This window comes from Aeromonas sp. 130281 (genome assembly GCF_056642115.1).
The window spans coordinates 354,665-373,988 of record NZ_JBWVQS010000001.1; the positions used below are offsets into that span (position 1 = coordinate 354,665).

Sequence of the window (19,324 nt, forward strand, 5' to 3'; positions counted from 1 at the left end):
CCGATTAATGCAGGGGAATGGTACCGTCCATCACCTTGTAGAAGGCCAGCACGGCGCAACCGAGCAGGGCCGCCGTCATTCCCCGCTCCAGCCGGTTGAGGCTGCGCAGGCCATGGTGCTGGCGCGCCTTCCAGTAGATGAAGATCCCCGGGCTGTAGAGCAGCGCCACCAGCAGCAGGTACTCCACCCCGGCGGCATAGACCAGCCAGCAGCCGTAGACGGTGGCCACCAGGGCCAGCAGCAGATCACGCTTGCGCTGATGGGGCTGGTGCTCATAGGTGGTGCCCTGCAGCGCCAGCTTGAGGCCATAGGCGCCGGAGAAGACGTAAGGCACCAGGGCCGCCGAGGTGGCGATGTTGACCAGCGCCAGGTAGGTGCTGCTCTGGAAGTAGATGATGATGAGGAAAGCCTGCACCAGGCAGGTGGAGCACCAGAGCGACACCTGGGGGGAGCCGTTCTTGTTCTCCTTGGCAAACCAGGCCGGGAAGACCCCTGTCTTGCCAGCGATATAGGGTACTTCCGCCGCCAGCACTGTCCAGCTCAGCAGGGCCCCCATCACCGAGATCACCAGACCGATGTTGATGAGCCAGGCGCCCCAGGGGCCGACCACGGCTTCCAGGATCATGGCGGTGGAGGGGTTCTTCAGGGCCGCCAGCTGCGGCTGGTTCATCACCCCGAGGGAGAACAGGGTCACCATGACGTAGAGCGCCAGGGCGCCGAGCAGCGCCAGCACGGTGGCACGACCCACGTCCTTGCGGTGACGGGCACGGGCGGAGACCACCACGGCCCCCTCGATGCCGATGAAGACCCAGAGCGTCACCTTCATGGTGGATTTGACCTGATCCATCACCGAGCCCAGCTCGGTGTTGCCCTGCCCCCAGATGTCCAGGGTGAAGGTCTCCATGTTGAAGGCGAGCAGGACGGCGACGCAGAAGACGATGAGGGGCACCATCTTGGCGATGGTGGTGACTATGTTCACCAGGGCCGCCACCTGGATGCCGCGCAGTACCAGGGCGTGCACCGACCAGATGAGCAGGGAGGCGAGGGTGATGGCGACCGGTGTGTTGCCGTCGCCGAAGATGACCCTGTCCGGGGTGTCGAAGAAGTAGCTCAGGGCGCTGAACACCACGATGGCGTAGGAGACGTTGGCCAGCAGCTGGCAGAGCCAGTAGCCCCAGGCGGCGTTGAAACCGACGAAATCACCGAAACCGGCCTTGGCGTAACTGAAGATGCCCCCGTCGAGATCCGGGCGACGCATGGAGAGGTTCTGGTAGACCAGGGCGAGGCAGATCATGCCGATCCCGGTGATGGCCCACCCCAGGGCGACGGCCCCGGCGCTGGCGTGCGCTGCGATGTTTTGTGGCAGACTGAAGACCCCGGCACCGACCATGGAGCCGATCACCAGCGAAATGAGGGCGCCGAGCCCTAGTTTCTTGTCCATCTCAAACCTGTTTTATTAAGCGGCGGCTGAGCATCCGTATTCATACAGCACGCGACATGGGAGGGGCGATAAATCCGTACCCCGTGAAAAAGGCGGCAACTATATTGCATGACTATTCCGACCGCAATCCTTCGCAGTGCCAATCATGCACCGCCTTGACCGCGCGCAATTCTACAGCACTCACTCACCCGGCCTGTGAGCTGGTTCAAATTCAGAAAGACCCGTTGATCTTTCACGTTTTTCCATGATGTCAGCCCTGTTTTTCAAAGAAGTCCTGCATGCCCATGCAACGGGTCGCCCTGGGCGTCAGGCAGGTCTTTTGGTTTAAACGGCCATAAAAATGCCCCTGTGCCAGTGGCAAGGGGCATGGGTGGATCACCGCCGGGGTCAGAGTCGCAGACCGCCATCGAGATCGATGATCCGGCCGGACAGGTAGTCGTTGGCGAGGATGAATTGCACCGTCTGGGCCAGTTGCTCCCCCTGCCCCAGGGCGCCGACCGGAATGGCCTGCTGCATCCGGGCCATGGCTTCGGGCTTCATGGCCGCCGTCATGTCGGTGGCAAAGACGCCGGGGGCTATGCCCATCACCCGGATGCCGTGGCGGGCCAGCTCCCGCCCCCAGGTCACCACCAGGGAGGCGACCCCCGCCTTGCTGGCGGCATAGTTGCTCTGGCCTATGTTGCCGGCGCGGGCGATGGAGGAGATGTTGATGATGACGCCCCCCTGCCCCCCTTTCGCCATCAAGGCCGCCCCCTCGCGGCCGCACAGGAAGGTGCCGGTGAGGTTGACGTCGATGACCGCCTGCCACTGGGCCAGGCTCATCTTCTCCACCAGCGCCCCCTCTTTGACCTTGATGAGCATACCGTCCCGCAATATGCCGGCGCAGTTGACCAGGCCATGCAAGGCGCCCAATTGCTCCTCGATGGCGGCGAAGGTCGCCTCCACCTCGGGCTCGCTCGCCACGTTGCAGACGAACAGGGCGCAGCGACCATCCCGGCTGCGCAGCTCGGCCTCGGTTACCTCCAGATCGGCGCGGTTGACGTCGACCAGGGCCAGCACGGCACCCTGGCTGGCCAGACGCAGGGCGATGGCGCGACCGAGCCCACGTCCGGCCCCGGTAATGGCAATGACTCTGTTATGAATGTCCATGAATGCTCCTGATGAGATGGCCGGTGACTGTCGAGTAAAAGACTATCGGGTAAGAAGGCGGATAGCGGCCCTTAACCCGGATCTGTCTTGTCCCGATAGAGCTCGAGGATGCTGGAGAAATCCTTGGCCCCCTGCCCCTTCGCCGCATGCAGATTGAAGAGGTTGCGGGCCAGCGCCCCCATGGGCACGGCGCTGTGGGCGTGCTCGGCCAGCGCCATGGCGAGCCCCAGATCTTTGACCATTAATCGGGTCATGAAGCCCCCCTCATACCCGCGGGACGCCGGGGCGTTCTCCATCACCCCGGGCCAGGGGTTGTAGCGCTCCAGGCTCCAATTGTTGCCCGAGCTCTTGCCCATGATGGTGGAGAGGACGCCCGGATCCAGCCCCTCCTTGACCCCGAGCGCCAGGGCCTCTGCGGTGCCCGCCATGTGGATGGCGAGCAGCATGTTGTTGCACATCTTGGCGATCTGCCCCGCCCCGAGCGCCCCGGCGTGGAACTGGTTCTGCCCCATGCAGGCAAGCACCGGCTTGGCCGCCTCGAAGTCGCTGCTCTCGCCACCGACGATAAAGGTGAGGGTGCCCGCCGCGGCGCCTGCCACCCCGCCGGAGACGGGGGCATCGAGGAAGCGGATGCCCCGCGCCTTCGCCGCCGCCCCCACGGCGCGGGCCGAGGCCACGTCTATGGTGGAGCAGTCGATCACCAGGGCCCCCGCCGGCAAGGCCCCCAGCAGATCCTGGCCACCTCCCTCCGACAGCCAGAGCCCGCGCACATGCTCGCCGGCCGGCAGCATGCTGATGGCCAGATCGCAGCCGGTGACCGCCTCGCGGGCATCCCCGGCGACGATGCAACCGGCCTTGATCGCCCGCTCCAGGCTCTCGGGCACCAGATCAAAGACCTGCACTGCATGGCCCGCCCTGGCGAGGTTCGCGGCCATGGGCCCTCCCATGTTGCCGAGCCCGATAAATCCAATCCTTGTCATGCTTTGCTCCTTGCTCCGTTCGTTATCCGGCCCCTCGTCCGGCGCGCACCTTGGCAGCGCTAGGCCAGGGGATTTGTCCCCTCGGGCCAGCGATAGAAATCCTCAAGCCAGTCGGCGCCGGGCCGGGGCGGCTGCCAGTGGGGGGACTTGTCCTTGTCGATGAGCAGGGCCCGCACCCCTTCCACGAAGTCCCCCTTGAGCACGCAGTTGACCGAGAGCGCCAGCTCGTCGGCAAACACCTCGGCCAGGGACTGGCGGCGCGCCTGCCAGTACTGGCGCCAGAGGATGGCGCGGCTGATGGGGCTGCCGGCGCGGCAGGTGTCGCGGGCCCGGGCCAGATCGGGGTCGTCCAGCTCGCTCCTGTCCAGCCTGTCCATCACCCCTTGCAGGGTGCGCCCGGCCAGCAGGGCATGGATCCTCGCCTGATGAGGCAGGATCACGGGGGCCGGCAGCTGCTCGCGGGCCTCGGCGTGCAGCCCGCCCAGTAACGTATCTATCTGCTCGCGCGGATCCCCCTTAGTGGCCCAGTCGAGGGCGGCGAGCCGTGCCGGCAGTTCGGCCCGCTCGCGGCTCGTCATGGCGTGATCCGCGAGCCCCAGCCCCAGGGCGTCCGCCCCGTTGAAACGGGCACCGGTGAGACCGAGCCAGAGCCCGAGCCGCCCGGGCATGCGACTCAAGAACCAGCTGGCCCCCACGTCCGGGTAGAGACCTATGGTCACCTCCGGCATGGCGAACAGGCTCTTCTCGGTCACCACCCGAAAATCGGCGCCGGCGAAGAGGCCGATACCGCCCCCCATGCAGATGCCGTCCGCCACGCAGACGAGCGGCTTGCTGTAGCCGTGGATGTGGTGATCGAGCCGGTACTCCTGCTCAAAAAAGTCGCGGGCATAGGCAAAGAGCGCCTGCTCGCTCTCCTCCTGCCGGCGGTAATAGAAGGAGCGAATGTCGCCGCCGGCGCAGAAGGCCTTCTCCCCGGCCCCCTGCAGCAGCACGCAGACGATGGCAGGATCCTGCTCCCACGCCGTGAGCGCGTCTTGCAGGCGCTGGATCATCTCAAGGCTCAGGGCATTGAGGGAGGCGGGGCTGTCCAGGGTCAGGAGGCCGATGAGGTGCCCGTCCGCCGTGGGATGGGTTGCCAGACGCACGGGCTCAGTCATGGGACTCTCCCGCGCTCTTGTCATAGCGCCAGCGCGGGGCACGCTTCTCGAGGAAGGCGGCCACCCCCTCGCGCTGGTTGGCATCGTCAAACAGGGCGAGGAACAGGCTGCGCTCCAGCGGCAGAGCCGCGTCCCTGTGCCCGCTGCGCCCCTGGTTGATGAGCTGCTTGCAGGCGCGCAGGGCGCTGGGGCTCTGGCGCTCCACCCGCTGCGCCATCTGCTGCGCCGCCGTCCAGGCGTGCCCTTCGGTCACCACCTCCTCCACCAGCCCCATCTCGTAGGCCAGGGTGGCGCTCACCTTCTCGCCGCAGAGGATCATCCGCTTGGCCCAGCCCGGCCCCACCAGTTCGGTGAGGCGCTGGGTACCGCCGGCGCAGGGCAGCAAACCCACCGAGGCCTCCGGCAGCCCCAGCAGCGCCTGCTGCTCGGCGATGCGAATGTCGCAGGCCAGCGCCACCTCGAGTCCCCCCCCCATGGCAAAGCCATTGATGGCGGCTATGCTCACCCCGTGGAAGCGGGCCAACGCCTCGAAGGCGCGACCGAAGGCTTCTGCCACCTCGCGGGCGTGCTCCGGGTTGCCGTCGGCAAACATCTTGAGATCGGCGCCGGCGCAGAAGAACTTGTCCCCCGCCCCGCGGATCACCAGGGCCACCACGTCGGGGCGGCTGTCGAGCTCCACCATCATCTGCAAGAAGGCCTGCAGGCTGGCCAGAGTCCAGGTGTTGGCGGGGGGGTGGTCGAGCGTGATGTAGGCCACGTGACCGTGATATTCGAGCCTGATCCTTGTCATTGCACTGTCCTTGTCATTAAACCTGCCGCCATGATGACAGGGTTGAATGGGGCCGACATTCGGCTGGCTCACAAAGCCTGACGAGGGCGCGGCGCCTGTCAGCCATTCCCCGGCAACAGTAGGAAAACGGGCAGCCACCGCCCTCTACTCCAGCGACAGGCCGGGATCCCCCAGCAGGCGGCGGGCGATGATGAGCCGCATCACTTCGTTCGTGCCCTCCAGAATGCGGTGCACCCGGGTGTCGCGCAGATAGCGCTCAAGCGGATACTCGCGGATATAACCATAGCCACCAAAGAGTTGCAGAGCCTCATCGCAGACGCGATAACCCACGTCGGTGGCAAAGCGCTTGGCCATGGCGCACCAGGCGCTCTTGTCCGGGCTGCCGCCGTCGAGCTTGGCGGCGGCCTGGCGCACCAGCAGGCGGGCGGCGGCCAGCTCGGTGGCCATGTCGGCGAGGCGGAACTGCACGCTCTGGAATTCGCTGATCGGGTGTCCAAATTGCTGGCGCTGCTGCACATGGGCCAGGGCGTCGTCCAGCGCCTGCTGGGCAGTGCCCAGCGAACAGCTGGCAATATTGATGCGCCCCCCATCCAGCGCCTGCATGGCGAACCTGAACCCTTCTCCCTCCTCCCCCAGCCGGTAACGGGCGGGAATGCGCACGGCGCTGAAATTCACCTCCCGGGTCGGCTGGCTGTTCCAGCCCATCTTCTCCTCCGCCTTGCCATAGCTCACACCCGGCGTATCGGCGGGCACCATAAAGGCAGATATCCCCTTGGCCCCCTCCCCCCCGGTGCGGGCCATCACCACCAGCACCTGAGTGCTGCCCGCCCCCGAGATGAACACCTTGCTGCCCTCGATGAGGTAATCGTCGCCATCGCGCACCGCACGGGTCTTGAGGGCGGCGGCATCCGATCCCGCCCCCGGCTCGGTGAGGCAGTAGGAGCCCAGCAGCTCGCCGCTGGCGAGTCTTGGCACCCACTCCCCGGCCACCTCACTCGGCAGCCAGCTGCCCAGCATCCAGCTCACCATGTTGTGTATGGTCAGGTAGGCCGTGGTGGAGGTGCAGCCCATGGCCAGGCGCTCGAAGATGAGGCTGGCGTCGAGCCGGCTCAACCCCAGGCCGTCATATTGCTCCGAGGTGTAGAGGCCGCACAGACCCAGCGCCGCCGCCTGCTTGATGGTGGAGACGGGGAACTCGTGCTCCCTGTCCCAGCGGGCGGCATGGGGCTTGAGCGCCAGATCGGCGAAGGCACCGGCCGAGTCGACACAGGCCCGTTGGGATTCGGTCAGGGTAAAGTCCATCTTGTTCGCTTCCTCGTTATCTCGCTTGCTTGTCGCAGATCCACCTTCGATGCAGGGACAGCCGTGGTGAGCGTCGGCGGGCGTGCCCTCGGCCCATCATCCATTGCTCACCGCAGGTGAATAGTCATGTTGGGTCCGGTCGGTATGTCCTCGTCGAACCAGCGCTCGGTCACCGTCTTGGTCTCGGTGTAGAAACGCACCGCCTGCTTGCCGTAGGCGTGCAGATCCCCGTAGAAGGAGCCGCGCCAGCCGGTGAAGGAGAAGAACGGCAGCGGCACCGGAATGGGCACGTTGATCCCCACCTGCCCCACCGCCACCTCGTGGCGGAACTTGCGGGCCGCGGCGCCGCAGCCGGTGAAGATGGAGGTGCCGTTGCCATAGGGGTTGTCGTTGATGAGGGCGAGCGCCTCGTCCAGGCTCTCCACCTCCAGGCAGGCGAGCACGGGGCCGAAGATCTCCTCCTTGTAGATACGCATCTCGGGGGTCACGCCGCGAAACAGGGTCGGCCCCACCCAGTTGCCCACCGGGTAGCCGGGCACGTCGCAAAAACGCCCGTCCAGCAAGCACTGGGCACCCTCGGCCATGCCTGCTTCAATCAGCCCCTCGACTCGAACCTTGGCTTCAGGGCTGATAAGGGGGCCATAGGCGGCCTCTGGATCGTGCCAGACACCGGGCTTGACCCTGGCAAACTCGGCGGCGAGCTCCGGGATCCACTCCCTCGCGCTCCCCACGAAGACCGCCACGCTGATGGCCATGCAGCGCTGGCCGGCGGCCCCCACCCCGGCCCCCACCAGGTTGCTCAGCACCTGCGCCTTGTTGGCGTCCGGCATGATCACCATGTGGTTCTTGGCGCCCACGAAGCACTGGGCACGCTTGAGGTGGTCGGTGGCGGTACGATAGACGTGAGCCCCGACCCGGGCCGAGCCCACGAAGCTCACCGCCTTCACGTCCGGGTGGGCGAGCAGCGCATCCACCTGCTCGGCGCCCCCGTGCACCACGCTGAGGATGCCCGCTGGCGCCCCCGCCTCGGTGAACAGCTCGGCCAGCCGCATGGGGGTGAGGGGATCCTGCTCCGAGGGTTTGAGCACGAAGCCGTTGCCGCAGGCCACCGCCAGGGGGAACATCCAGAGCGGTATCATGGCGGGGAAGTTGAACGGCGTGATGCCGACGCAGACCCCCAGCGGCTGCACCCAGGAGTGGCCATCCACCCGGCGCGCCACGTTGCCCATGGTCTCCCCCATGGTCTGGCTGGCGACGCCACAGGCCTGCTCCACCACCTCGATGCCGCGCCACACATCTCCCCTGGCGTCCGCCAGGTTCTTGCCCGTCTCCTGGGCCAGCAGAGTCGCCAGCTCGTCGTGATGGGCTTTGAGCAGATGCTGGTAGTTGAACATGACCCTGGCCCGCTCCGGGGCCGGCACCTCCCGCCACAGCAAGTAGGCGTCGTGAGCGCGGCGCACCGCCAGCTCCACTTCCCCGGCCGTGGCTCTCGGCACCCGCGCCAGCAGGCTCTGATCCGCCGGGTTGGTCACCTCGATCCAGGCCTCGCTCGCAGAAGGGTACGCCTCGCCGCCAATATAGAGCGGCAGATCCCCGTACTGGGTGTGGTGTTGGTTCATGCCGCACTCTCCTTGGCTGCCCGTTGGCCGGCACTGTGCCAGCGCCTCTCAGGCAGGCCGGCAGACCGGATGCACTCGCTGATCATCTTGCTCGCTCCTTGCGTTTGCCCGCTCGGGGGTATGGCCCTTGCAGTCGGCACTCAACGAATTTACCTTAGACTAACAACTCATTTACGTTTACGCTAACGTAAACTTAAATCACAAATGGACTGACCAGTTTCCCTCCGTTTCGGAGGCACGAGACGGGTGAGCACCAGAGACCAAGGAGAGCAAGGATGCATGCCCTGATGGATGAAACCCTCCGCGCCCTGACCGAACAGGTCGAGGCCTTCTGCCAACAAGTGATAGCACCGCGCGCCGCCGAGATTGACCAGAGCAACGCCTTCCCCCGCGATCTCTGGCCAAAGATGGGTGAGCTCGGACTGCACGGCATCACGGTGGCGGAAGAGTATGAGGGGGTGGGCCTCGGCTATCTGGCCCATGTGCTGGTGATGGAGCAGGTGAGCCGCGCCAGCGCCTCGGTCGGCCTCTCCTACGGCGCCCACTCCAACCTCTGCATCAACCAGATCCACCGCCACGGCACCCCTGATCAGAAGGCCCGCTATTTGCCTGATCTGGTCAGTGGCAGGCACGTGGGGGCGCTCGCCATGAGCGAGCCGGGAGCCGGCTCAGACGTGGTCAGCATGCGCCTCACCGCAGTGCGCGAGGGGGATCACTTCGTGCTGAACGGCAACAAGATGTGGATCACCAACGGCCCGGATGCGGACACCTTCGTCATCTATGCCAAGACGGATCCGGCCGCCGGGGCCAAGGGGATCTCCGCCTTCATCGTCGAGGCGGGCACCCCGGGATTCACCACGGCCCAGAAGCTCGACAAGCTCGGCATGCGCGGCTCCAGCACCTGCGAGCTGGTGTTCGACCACTGCGCCGTGCCGGCAGAGAACCTGCTCGGCGCCCTGCACGGCGGGGCCCGGGTGCTGATGAGTGGCCTCGACTACGAGCGGGTGGTGCTGGCCGCCGGCCCCCTTGGCATCATGCAGGCCTGCATGGACGTGGTGCTACCCTATGTGCGCGAGCGCAAGCAGTTCGGCCAGGCCATCGGCGACTTCCAGCTGGTGCAGGGCAAGCTCGCCGACATGTATACCCGCCTCGCCAGCAGCCGCGCCCTGGTCTATTCGGTGGCAAGCGCCTGCGACAAGGGCCATACCAGCCGCAAGGATTGCGCCGCCGCCATCCTCTTTGCCGCCGAAAACGCCACCCAGATGGCGCTCGATGCCATCCAGCTGCTCGGCGGCAACGGCTATATCAACGAATACCCCACGGGTCGCCTGCTGCGGGACGCCAAGCTCTACGAGATAGGGGCAGGCACCTCGGAGATCCGCCGTTGGCTCATCGGCCGCGAGCTGATGGGAGATAACCCATGATGCTGCTCCCTTTGTCACCTGCCATCGGCAACAACAACCAGATGGGAGAGAACCCATGAGCCAGATCCACTCCCGCCTGGATACCACCAGCGCCGAGTTTGCCGCCAATCGGGCCGCCATGCAGGCCCTGGTGACGGATCTCGATGCCCGCCTCGCCGAGATAGCCCAGGGCGGCGGCGCGGCCAACAATGCCCGCCATCAGGGGCGCGGCAAGCTGCTGCCCCGGGAGCGCATCAATCGGCTGCTGGATCCGGGCTCCCCCTTCCTCGAGCTCTCGGCCCTGGCCGCCTGGCAGGTCTATGAGGACCCCGTGCCCGCCGCCGGCATCATCACGGGGCTAGGCCAGATTGCGGGTCGGCTCTGCCTGCTGGTGGTCAACGACGCCACCGTCAAGGGGGGTACCTACTACCCGCTCACGGTGAAAAAGCACCTGCGGGCCCAGGCCATCGCCGAGCGGCTGCGCCTCCCCTGCCTCTATCTGGTGGATTCCGGCGGCGCCTTCCTCCCCATGCAGGACGAGGTGTTCCCCGACCGGGAGCACTTTGGCCGCATCTTCTACAACCAGGCCCGCATGTCGGCCCAGAACATCCCCCAGCTCGCCGTGGTGATGGGGCTGTGCACCGCAGGGGGCGCCTATGTGCCCGCCATGGCGGATGAATCCATCATGGTCAGGGAGCAGGCCACCATCTTTCTGGCGGGCCCGCCCCTGGTCAAGGCAGCCACCGGCGAGGAGATCAGCGCCGAGGCCCTGGGGGGCGCCCTGGTGCACTGCGCCCACTCCGGGGTGGCAGACCACCTGGCCGAGGACGACGCCCATGCCCTGGCCATCGCCCGCACCCTGGTGAGCAATCTGGGGGAAAACCGCATGCCAGCCTCGGGCTTGCCTGGGTGCCACCCGAGCTACGATGAGCCCCTCTACCCCGTGGAGGAGCTCTACGGCCTGGTGGGCACCAACCTCAAGCGCCCCTATGACGCCCGGGAGCTCATCGCCCGCCTGGTGGATGGCTCCGAGTTTGACGAATTCAAGGCGCTGTTCGGCACCACGCTCGTCACCGGGTTTGCCCGCATCCAGGGCATGCCCGTGGGGATCCTCGCCAACAACGGCGTGCTCCACAGCGACAGCGCCCAGAAAGGGGCCCACTTCATCCAGCTGTGCAACAAGCGCGCCATTCCCCTGCTGTTCCTGCAGAACATCACCGGCTTTATGGTGGGCAGCCAGGCGGAAAAGGAGGGGATCGCCAAGCATGGCGCCAAGCTGGTCACCGCCGTCGCCTGCAGCCGGGTGCCCAAGATCACCCTGATCGTCGGCGGCAGCTTCGGCGCCGGCAACTACGGCATGTGCGGCCGCGCCTATGAGCCCGACTTTCTGTTCAGCTGGCCGGGCAGCCGCATCTCCGTCATGGGGGGCGAGCAGGCGGCCAACGTGCTGGTGCAGGTACGCCGGGACAAGCTGGCGGCCGACGGCAAGACCCTGGGGGAGCAGGAGGCGGACGCCATCCGCGCCCCCGTCATCGCGCAGTATGAACGCCAGGGGCACCCCTACTACGCCAGCGCCAGGCTCTGGGATGACGGCGTCATCGATCCCGCCCAGAGTCGCACCGTGCTGGCGCTGGCGCTGGCTGCCTGCCAGGGGGCCGCGACCGGCCCGGAACAGTACGGCATCTTCAGGATGTAAGGAGTTCGACATGTCCGATCCACTGTGCAATGACCCCCTGGCCGGCTGCCGGCTTGAGCGCCACGGTCCGCTGGTTGAGCTGGTGCTGGCACGCCCCACCCGCCACAACGCCCTCGATGCCGATCTGATGCAGGAGCTGCTCGATTGCCTGGGGGACCTCGCCCATCGCCACGGCCAGCCCCTGGCCGAACGCCCCCATGTCCTGCTGCTGCGGGCAGAGGGCAGGCACTTTTGCGCCGGCGCCGATCTCAACTGGATGCGCAACCAGCTCCAGGGCGACTTCGATCCCAGCTCGTTTGAAAAGAACCGGGAGGATGCCCGGGTGCTGGCCAGGCTGATGCAAGCCCTGGACGAGCTGCCCTTCCCCACCGTGGCCCTGGTGCAGGGGGCGGCCTATGGCGGAGCCCTCGGCCTGCTCTGTGCCTGTGACATAGTGCTGGCCAGCGACGACGCCCGCTTCTGCCTCTCAGAAGTGAGCCTGGGGCTGGTGCCTGCGGTGATCAGCCCCTATGTGGTGCGCGCCATGGGGATGCGCCAGGCCCGCCGCTACATGCTGAGCGCCGAGCCCTTCGATGCCATCACCGCCTGCCGCCTCAACGTGGCGCACCGGCTCTGTGCGCCGGAGACGCTGCTATCCGAAGGGCGGGCCTTGGGCATGCGTCTTTGCCGCAACGGCCCTGAGGCGATGAAGGAAACCAAGCGGCTGCTGGCTGCCATCGAGCACCAGCCCGGCCATCAACACGAAGAGATTACCGTCGAGACCATAGCCCGGGTACGGGTCGGACTCGAAGCCCAGGAGGGGATGCAGGCCTTCTTCGACAAGCGCCCCCCCAGCTGGCGCCCCCGTTTCAAGGATGAGACATGACTCAATACCAGCCCATCAAACGCCTGCTGATCGCCAATAGAGGCGAGATCGCGGTACGTATCATCCGGACCGCCCGCCGCCTCGGTATTCACACCATAGCCCTCTACTCGGACGCCGACGCCCGCGCCATGCACGTGCGGGAAGCCGACGAGGCCTGGCATCTGGGGCCTGCCCCGGCGCGGGAGAGCTACCTCGACGCCGCCAGGGTGCTGACAATGGCCCGCGAGGCCGGGGCCGACGCCGTGCACCCCGGCTACGGTTTTCTGTCGGAGAACAGCGACTTTGCCAGCGCCTGTGCGCAACAGGGTTTGCGTTTCATCGGCCCGAGCGGCGCCGCCATCCTCGCCATGGGGGACAAATCCGGCGCCAAGGCGCTGATGCAGGCGGCCGGCGTCCCCGTGCTGCCCGGCTATCACGGCGCAGATCAGACGCAGGCTCTGCTGCGTAATCAGGCGCATCAGGTCGGCTTCCCGCTTCTTATCAAGGCCGCCAGCGGCGGCGGCGGCAAGGGGATGCGCCGGGTCGAGCAGATAGACGAGTTTGACGCCGCCCTGGCGGCGGTGAAACGGGAAGCCCTGGCCGCCTTCGGGGATGACAGGGTGCTGCTCGAGCGCTACCTCCCCCGGGCCCGCCATGTGGAGGTGCAGATCTTCGCCGATACCCTGGGCCATGCCATCTACCTGGGGGACAGGGACTGCTCCTTGCAGCGCCGCCACCAGAAGGTGATCGAAGAGGCCCCCGCCCCCAACATAGCCCCGGCGCTTCGCCGCGCCATGGGCGAGGCCGCCGTGGCCGCCGCCCGGGCCATCGACTATGTGGGGGCCGGTACCATAGAGTTTCTGCTGTGCGGGGACGAGTTCTTCTTCATGGAGATGAACACCCGGCTGCAGGTGGAGCACCCGGTCACCGAGGCCGTCACCGGCCAGGATCTGGTGGCCTGGCAGCTGGCGGTCGCCGAGGGCCAGCCGCTGCCGCTCACCCAGGAGGAGGTGGTGCTGCGCGGCCATGCGGTGGAGGCGCGCCTCTACGCCGAGGACGTCGGGGCAGGCTTCTTGCCCGCCAGCGGCCCCATCCAGTGGCTCCACTGGCCACAGGGGGTGCGCATCGATACCGGTGTGAGCGCCGGTGACGCGGTGAGCCCCTATTACGATCCCATGATCGCCAAGCTGATCGCCCACGGTCAGAGCCGCGCCGAGGCCTTTGCCAGGCTGGCCGATGCCCTGGCGGCCCTGAGTCTCGGCCCCCTGGTGCACAATGGCCCGCTGCTGCTGCGCCTGTGCGAGGAGCCGGACGTGCTGGCCATGGCGCACCACACCCAGTGGCCCATTCCGACCGACTCCCTGCCCATACCGGACCTCGCCTGGCCGCTGGCCACCCTCTGGCTCGCCAGTCGCACCGGCCCCTCCCCCTGGCAGCAGGCCCCCGGTTTTCGGCTGGGCGGGAGCAGGAGCCTGACGGCGGCGGTGCGGATCGGCGAGGAGGCCCGGGTGCTGACCCTGGCCGAGCGCGCCGGTCGGCTCACATGGCAGGGGGAAACCTGCCCCTATGAGCTCGGCACTGATTTTGTCCGTCTGCAGCGGGCGGGTCGCTGGGTGCGTTGCCCCGTCACCCCGGCGGCAGAGGCCGCCTTCGTGCTGCACCTGGATGGCAGGCGCATTCCCTTCGCCGCCGATGATCGGCGCCACAGGCCACATCATGATCACGACGGGGCCCAGGGCGCCGTGGCCCCCATGCACGGTATCGTGGTGGCGCTGCTGGTCGAGGTCGGGCAACCTGTCGGCAAGGGGCAGCCCCTGCTGGTACTGGAGGCGATGAAAATGGAACACGTCTTGAAAGCAGACAAGGAGGGGGTGATCACCGCCCTCTCCTGCCGCCAGGGGGAGCAGGTGAGCCAGGGCGCCGTGCTGGTGCACTTTGCCGACCCGAACGCAGAGAACGCCGAGGGAGGCGCAGCATGAGCAAGGAGCATGGCACCCCCGTCGACAGGGTCAGCCTGGTGGAGGTGGGGCCCCGGGATGGGCTGCAGAACGAACCCCGCCTGTTGTCGCTGGCGCAGCGGCTTCTGCTTATCAACCGTCTCGCCGAGAGCGGCCTGCAACGGATCGAGGTGGGGGCCTTCGTCTCCCCGAAGCGAGTGCCGCAGATGGCGGACTCCGCCGAACTGTTCAAGGCGCTGCCCCGCAAGGGCGCGACCCGCTATGGCGCCCTGGTGCCCAATTTGCAGGGCTTGCAGGCCGCGATCCAGGCCAGGGTCGACGAGATTGGCCTCTTCACCGCCTGCTCAGACGGCTTCACCCGCGCCAACATCGGCATCGGCGTCGAAGAGTCACTGATCCGCTTCGCCCCTCTGGTGACGGAGGCACGCCGCCTCGGCATCAAGGTGAGGGGTTACCTGTCCACCGTCATCGCCTGCCCCTATGACGGCCCGACCCGCCCGAAACGGGTCGCCGCCCTGGCCGAGCGGCTGCTGGATCTCGGCTGCCACGAGATCTCCCTCGGCGACACCATAGGAACAGGCACCCCGGGCACCGTAGCCCCCATGCTCGATGCGGTGCTGCACGAAGTCCCGGCCGGCCGGCTCGCAGTGCACTTTCACGACACCTATGGCCAGGGGCTCGCCAACCTGCTGCCGGCGCTCGAGCGCGGCATCCGCACCATAGACTGCTCGGTGGCGGGGCTGGGTGGCTGCCCCTATGCCCCCGGGGCCTCAGGCAACGTCGCCTCGGAGGAGGTGGTCTATCTGCTGCACGGCCTTGGCATGAGCACAGGGGTGAACCTCGACAGGCTGGCCGCCACCGGTCAGTGGGTGAGCGAGCAGCTCGGCCGCCCCAACGGCTCGCGGGTCGGGCAGGCGCTCCACGCCAGGGCCAGAGAGTTGCAGCCAGGACTCGATGAGATAGCACAAGGAGAGTGCCATGACCCCTGAGAGCGCCCCCGCCGGGGAGAAGAGCGGCAGCATGTCGTCATGTCAGGAGGTTGAACCATGCAGGATCAGGCCATGAGAGGCGGCAGTTTCTGCGGCAAGGAGAGAACCTACAGCATCTCCGAGCTGGCCCAGGAGTTCGACATCACCCCGCGCACCATCCGCTACTACGAGGACGAGGGGCTGCTCACCCCGGCCCGGGAGGGGCAGACCCGCATCTACAGCCACAAGGACAGGATCCGCCTGAAATTGACCCTGCGTGGCAAGCGGCTCGGCTTCAGCCTGGCGGAGATCCGCGAGCTGTTCGACATGTATGACACCGACCGCTCGAGCCGGATGCAGCTGCACTCCATGATCCAGCTCATCGAGGCGCGGCGCCACTCCCTGCGCCAGCAGCTCGAAGACATCCAGATGGTGATGGCCGAGCTCGATGCCGCCGAGCAGCGCTGCATCCACTCCCTCGGCGGCTTGAAGACAGACGCGGATTGACGGGCTCCGGGGGCCGCTCGCCCCCGAAGCAAGCCATGGCCCTGACAAGGATCCCCTGCTCTCAAGGCCTGGCGCCGCACACCCTGCAGGCCTGCGCCGCCCACCCGAGTCGGCGCGAAAGGCTGCCGACGGCTCAACCTCCACCCATCCCGAACAGCAAGAAGGCCGCTCGGCCAAAAAGAGTCCCGACCTGGCGCGGGAGGCCCAGCCTTGCTCGATAATTCAGCTAACCCGGACAGAGTAAGGCGCAGCCCGAGAGCCATACCATGATCGAACGGCGATTAATTGCTACCATGTGCGCATCCAATGGAGACCATCATGCTCAAGCCTCTGCCCGCTCGCCTGTTGCGTTACGCCCTCTATATTGTCGCGCTCTTGCTCATCTGCGTCACCATCTTGCTCTGGCAAGCCCCCAACCTCATCCAGCGCCACCTGCCGGGCTGGCTCGCCACCCATTATGGGCTGCAGCTCACCCTGGGAAAGATAGAGGTCGGGCTGCGCTCCCCCTCCCTCGTGCTGGGGCCCAGCGCTCTGCTCGATGAGCGGCAGCAGCCCCTGGTGTCGTTCGAAGAGTTGCGGCTCATCCCCAGGTTGAAGGAGAGCTGGCGCCAGAGAGCCCTGGTGCTGGAGGAGCTGACCCTGACCACCCCCAGGGTGAGCCTGGTGCGCCTGGCGGATAACAAGGGAGCGGCCAGTTTCAACCTGACCGAGGCCCTGACCCCCCTGCTCGACGCCCTGCAGACCAGGGAGCCGGCGCCATCCACCGGCGAGCCCCTGGTGTTGAGCATCGGCAAGCTGGCCCTCGCCCAGGGGCAATTCCACTACCGCGATAGCCGCAAGCAACGCAGCCCGGGCTGGCTGCCGCCTCTCACCCTCGGCAAGATAGCCCTGCAGCTGCCCGATTTTTCCAGCGCGCCGACGGCCCTCAACCGCTATCGGCTGAGTGCGACCCTCAATGAGAAGAGCCCCCTCAAGGCCGACGGTGAATTCAACATCCTGACAGGGGCCGGCAAGGGGCAGCTCAGCCTCGGCAAGGTCGCCCTCGCCCCCTTCTCCCCGCTCTGGGCCCCCTATGTCAAGGCCACCCTGGCCAGGGGCGAGGCCAGCGCCGAGCTGGCGTACCGGCTCACATCCGGCAAGCAGGGGCTGGCATGGCAGATCGCCAAGGGCAGGCTGACCCTGGCCAACTGGCAGCTCAAGAGGGCCAAGGGCGGCGAATTTGCCCGCTTCAACCAGCTGGCCCTGACCGGGATCCGGGTCGATGGCAGCAAGCAGAGCCTTGAGCTGGATACCGCCACCCTCAAGGCCCCCGCAGTCACCGCCGTGCTCGATGAGAAGCAGCAACTGGACCTGGCCGCGCTGCTGATCTCGCAGCCCGGCGCCAAAGCGGCGACCAAACAGCCGACAGCGAGCAAGCCCTGGCGCTGGCAGCTCAAAGAGACCCGCATCAGCCAGGGGGCGCTCAAGCTGACCGAGTCCAGCAGCGGCAAGCCCCTGCTGCGGGAGCTCTCGGGATTGGAGCTCACCCTGGGGCCCCTCGGCAGCCAGCCCGGCCAGAGTAGCCCCCTCACCCTGACCGGCACACTCCCTCCCCAGGCGACATTGGCCTTTGATGGCACCCTGGATCTCGCCCCCTTCGCCCTGAACGGCACCCTCAAGCAGCAGGGCCTGCCGCTCACCCTGGCCCAGCCCTACCTGCAGGATCTGCTGCGCATCAGCGTGCGGGACGGCCGGCTCGCCAGCCGCACCAAGCTGGACCTTGCCACCGATGACAAGGGGGCCCTCAGCAAGCTGGCGCTGAGCGGCGGGCTCGACATCGAGGGGCTCAACGTGCTGGATCGGGCCGACAACCAGCGACTGCTGCAGATAGAGAAGCTGCAACTGAGCGGGCTGCACTATGACGGCATCAGCCAGCAGCTGAAGATAGCCGACATCCTGCTGAGCAAGCCCTTCGCCCGCATCGAGATCAATGAGGAGGGGGTCACCAACGTCCAGCAGTTGCTGCTGCCGCAACCGGCCAGCAAGCAGAGCGCGCCCGCACCGCACATCCTCATCGACCAGGTCCGCACCACTCAGGGCAACCTGCGTTTCGCCGATCGCAGCCTGAGCCCGGAGTTCGTGGTGGACATCGCCTCCCTCGCGGGGCAGAGCCGCCACATCACCAATGTCCCGGGGCAGCGCTCCGAGCTCGACTTCAACGGCAAGGTGGACAGATACGCCCCGGTGACCATCAAGGGGGGCGCCAACCTGCTGATCGAGGATCCCGTGCTCGACGTCGCCGTGGCCTTCAACAACCTGGAGCTCACCACCTTCACCCCCTACTCCAGCACCTATGCCGGCTACGCCATCGACAAGGGGCAGCTCTCCATGAAGCTCAACTACAAGTTGCAGGGCAACCGGCTGGAGGGGGACAACGACATCACCATCAAGAAGCTGCAACTCGGCGAGAAGGTCAAGAGCGAGCAGGCCAGGGATCTGCCGCTGGGGCTCGCCATCGCCCTGCTGAGCGACGCCAGCGGCGTCATCAAGATGAACCTCAAGGTGAAGGGCAACCTGGATCAGCCGGATTTCAGCCTGGGCAACATCTTCTGGGACGTGCTCGGCAACACCTTGAGCAAGGCCATCACCTCCCCCTTCTCCCTGCTGGCGTCCCTGACAGGGGGCACCAAGGATCTCGATGAGCTCCCCTTCCAGCCCGGCGATCCCGCCCTCACCCCGAGCCAGCAGAGCAAGCTGACCACCCTGGCTCAGGCACTGAAAGAGAGGCCCAGGCTCAGCATGAACATCCGCGGCAAGGTCAACTTCAACGAGGAGCGCCCCATCCTGCAGCGCCAAAAGCTGGAGCGGGTGCTGGCCAAGATCACCGGCAACCCGGTGGATCTCGCCCTGCTGGAGCAGGATCCCGCCCTGCAGAGTGCCCTGGCCGAGGCCTATGAGGCCAAGTTCAGCGAAAACCTCGGCACCCTGGCCGATCGCCTGGCGCTCCCGGCCCAGAGCCCGGCCCTGCGCACCCAGGCGGTGATCCTGCTGCGGGACCAGCAGCTGATCACCGCCAAGTCCCTGCGCAACCTCGCCATGCGCCGGGCCCAGAACACCAAGGAGTACCTGGTGGATACCCAGGGCATCACGCCGGATCGCCTGTTTGTGCTCGACAGCCAGGTCAAGGAGAGCGACAAGGAGGCCAAGGTGGTCCTCACCCTGGACAACTGAGCCGCGATGATGGCCCCGGGAAGGGGGGATGTCCCCCTTCTGGCTCGCGCCCTCGGCCCCTCTTTTTGCTCCCTTCTCTGCTCCCTTCTCTGCTCGCCGCTTTGCTTGCTTCCTTGCTAACCGCAGGCCCCTGGCACTCCGCCATCCCTTGTGATCAGGCACCAGCCCAGGGAGGGTGGAAAATCCGGCGCTCCCACCCAGGCCAGCGTCCAGGCGCACCTCCGTGAACCTGCACTTTCCACTCAGGCCGGTTGGCGGCTGATATGCGCGCCGTCCTTGTAGCCGTGCTTCCTGAAGGAG

14 protein-coding genes are annotated in these 19,324 nt (G+C 66.7%); 7 read left to right on the top strand and 7 right to left on the bottom strand.

Going from position 1 to position 19,324, the window contains the following annotated elements; genetic code table 11:
* Positions 1-4: 4 nt before the first annotated feature.
* The 7 genes from arcD to AC1IN8_RS01670 form a co-directional block, all read right to left on the bottom strand.
* Entirely contained in the window at positions 5-1,441 is a 1,437-nt protein-coding gene (gene arcD, locus AC1IN8_RS01640; RefSeq protein WP_265437112.1) for an arginine-ornithine antiporter, read from the bottom strand.
* 387 nt (positions 1,442-1,828) lie between these two features.
* A complete protein-coding gene (locus AC1IN8_RS01645) occupies positions 1,829-2,590 on the bottom strand; it encodes an SDR family oxidoreductase (protein ID WP_479757830.1) in 762 nt (253 codons plus the stop codon).
* Positions 2,591-2,661: 71 nt separating this feature from the next.
* Positions 2,662-3,570 carry a 3-hydroxyisobutyrate dehydrogenase gene (mmsB, locus tag AC1IN8_RS01650; RefSeq protein WP_479757832.1) on the bottom strand — a complete coding sequence of 303 codons (909 nt, stop codon included), beginning with the start codon at positions 3,568-3,570 and terminating at the stop codon, positions 2,662-2,664.
* A gap of 59 nt (positions 3,571-3,629) precedes the next feature.
* Positions 3,630-4,727: an enoyl-CoA hydratase/isomerase family protein gene (locus tag AC1IN8_RS01655; RefSeq protein WP_479757834.1), complete on the bottom strand. Its 1,098-nt coding sequence runs from the start codon at positions 4,725-4,727 to the stop codon at positions 3,630-3,632.
* Positions 4,720-5,517 carry an enoyl-CoA hydratase gene (locus tag AC1IN8_RS01660; RefSeq protein ID WP_111912052.1) on the bottom strand — a complete coding sequence of 266 codons (798 nt, stop codon included), beginning with the start codon at positions 5,515-5,517 and terminating at the stop codon, positions 4,720-4,722. The genes AC1IN8_RS01655 and AC1IN8_RS01660 overlap by 8 nt, the downstream gene beginning before the upstream one ends.
* 144 nt (positions 5,518-5,661) lie before the next feature.
* The gene (locus tag AC1IN8_RS01665) at positions 5,662-6,819 is read right to left on the bottom strand and encodes an acyl-CoA dehydrogenase family protein (RefSeq protein WP_479757836.1); all 1,158 of its coding nucleotides are present in this window, start codon (positions 6,817-6,819) and stop codon (positions 5,662-5,664) included.
* Positions 6,820-6,926: 107 nt separating this feature from the next.
* Positions 6,927-8,438, bottom strand: coding sequence for a CoA-acylating methylmalonate-semialdehyde dehydrogenase (locus tag AC1IN8_RS01670; protein WP_479757838.1), 1,512 nt, complete (start codon positions 8,436-8,438; stop codon positions 6,927-6,929).
* A gap of 275 nt (positions 8,439-8,713) precedes the next feature.
* On the opposite strand from AC1IN8_RS01670, the gene AC1IN8_RS01675 reads away from it, so the two are divergent.
* The 7 genes from AC1IN8_RS01675 (at position 8,714) to AC1IN8_RS01705 (ending at position 19,024) form a co-directional block, all read left to right on the top strand.
* The gene (locus AC1IN8_RS01675) at positions 8,714-9,862 is read left to right on the top strand and encodes an isovaleryl-CoA dehydrogenase (RefSeq protein ID WP_319913713.1); all 1,149 of its coding nucleotides are present in this window, start codon (positions 8,714-8,716) and stop codon (positions 9,860-9,862) included.
* Between the two features lie 55 nt (positions 9,863-9,917).
* Positions 9,918-11,537, top strand: coding sequence for a carboxyl transferase domain-containing protein (locus AC1IN8_RS01680; RefSeq protein WP_479757840.1), 1,620 nt, complete (start codon positions 9,918-9,920; stop codon positions 11,535-11,537).
* Positions 11,538-11,547: 10 nt separating this feature from the next.
* Positions 11,548-12,402, top strand: a complete 855-nt coding sequence (locus AC1IN8_RS01685; protein WP_479757842.1) for an enoyl-CoA hydratase-related protein — start codon at positions 11,548-11,550, stop codon at positions 12,400-12,402.
* Positions 12,399-14,360 (top strand): acetyl/propionyl/methylcrotonyl-CoA carboxylase subunit alpha, encoded by a 1,962-nt coding sequence (locus AC1IN8_RS01690; RefSeq protein ID WP_479757844.1) that lies wholly within the window; start codon positions 12,399-12,401, stop codon positions 14,358-14,360. Before AC1IN8_RS01685 ends, AC1IN8_RS01690 begins: the two co-directional genes overlap by 4 nt.
* Positions 14,357-15,328, top strand: coding sequence for a hydroxymethylglutaryl-CoA lyase (locus AC1IN8_RS01695; RefSeq protein ID WP_265437506.1), 972 nt, complete (start codon positions 14,357-14,359; stop codon positions 15,326-15,328). The genes AC1IN8_RS01690 and AC1IN8_RS01695 overlap by 4 nt, the downstream gene beginning before the upstream one ends.
* A gap of 72 nt (positions 15,329-15,400) precedes the next feature.
* The gene (locus AC1IN8_RS01700) at positions 15,401-15,814 is read left to right on the top strand and encodes a MerR family transcriptional regulator (RefSeq protein WP_479757846.1); all 414 of its coding nucleotides are present in this window, start codon (positions 15,401-15,403) and stop codon (positions 15,812-15,814) included.
* Between the two features lie 306 nt (positions 15,815-16,120).
* Entirely contained in the window at positions 16,121-19,024 is a 2,904-nt protein-coding gene (locus tag AC1IN8_RS01705) for a DUF748 domain-containing protein (RefSeq protein ID WP_479757848.1), read from the top strand.
* Positions 19,025-19,324: the final 300 nt, after the last annotated feature.

What these genes read in the sequence shown, in the direction of transcription:
- arcD (WP_265437112.1), bottom strand. Translation starts at nt 1,441, where the DNA reads ATGGACAAGAAACTAGGGCTCGGCGCCCTCATTTCGCTGGTGATCGGC.
- AC1IN8_RS01645 (WP_479757830.1), bottom strand. Translation starts at nt 2,590, where the DNA reads ATGGACATTCATAACAGAGTCATTGCCATTACCGGGGCCGGACGTGGG.
- mmsB (WP_479757832.1), bottom strand. Translation starts at nt 3,570, where the DNA reads ATGACAAGGATTGGATTTATCGGGCTCGGCAACATGGGAGGGCCCATG.
- AC1IN8_RS01655 (WP_479757834.1), bottom strand. Translation starts at nt 4,727, where the DNA reads ATGACTGAGCCCGTGCGTCTGGCAACCCATCCCACGGCGGACGGGCAC.
- AC1IN8_RS01660 (WP_111912052.1), bottom strand. Translation starts at nt 5,517, where the DNA reads ATGACAAGGATCAGGCTCGAATATCACGGTCACGTGGCCTACATCACG.
- AC1IN8_RS01665 (WP_479757836.1), bottom strand. Translation starts at nt 6,819, where the DNA reads ATGGACTTTACCCTGACCGAATCCCAACGGGCCTGTGTCGACTCGGCC.
- AC1IN8_RS01670 (WP_479757838.1), bottom strand. Translation starts at nt 8,438, where the DNA reads ATGAACCAACACCACACCCAGTACGGGGATCTGCCGCTCTATATTGGC.
- AC1IN8_RS01675 (WP_319913713.1), top strand. Translation starts at nt 8,714, where the DNA reads ATGCATGCCCTGATGGATGAAACCCTCCGCGCCCTGACCGAACAGGTC.
- AC1IN8_RS01680 (WP_479757840.1), top strand. Translation starts at nt 9,918, where the DNA reads ATGAGCCAGATCCACTCCCGCCTGGATACCACCAGCGCCGAGTTTGCC.
- AC1IN8_RS01685 (WP_479757842.1), top strand. Translation starts at nt 11,548, where the DNA reads ATGTCCGATCCACTGTGCAATGACCCCCTGGCCGGCTGCCGGCTTGAG.
- AC1IN8_RS01690 (WP_479757844.1), top strand. Translation starts at nt 12,399, where the DNA reads ATGACTCAATACCAGCCCATCAAACGCCTGCTGATCGCCAATAGAGGC.
- AC1IN8_RS01695 (WP_265437506.1), top strand. Translation starts at nt 14,357, where the DNA reads ATGAGCAAGGAGCATGGCACCCCCGTCGACAGGGTCAGCCTGGTGGAG.
- AC1IN8_RS01700 (WP_479757846.1), top strand. Translation starts at nt 15,401, where the DNA reads ATGAGAGGCGGCAGTTTCTGCGGCAAGGAGAGAACCTACAGCATCTCC.
- AC1IN8_RS01705 (WP_479757848.1), top strand. Translation starts at nt 16,121, where the DNA reads ATGGAGACCATCATGCTCAAGCCTCTGCCCGCTCGCCTGTTGCGTTAC.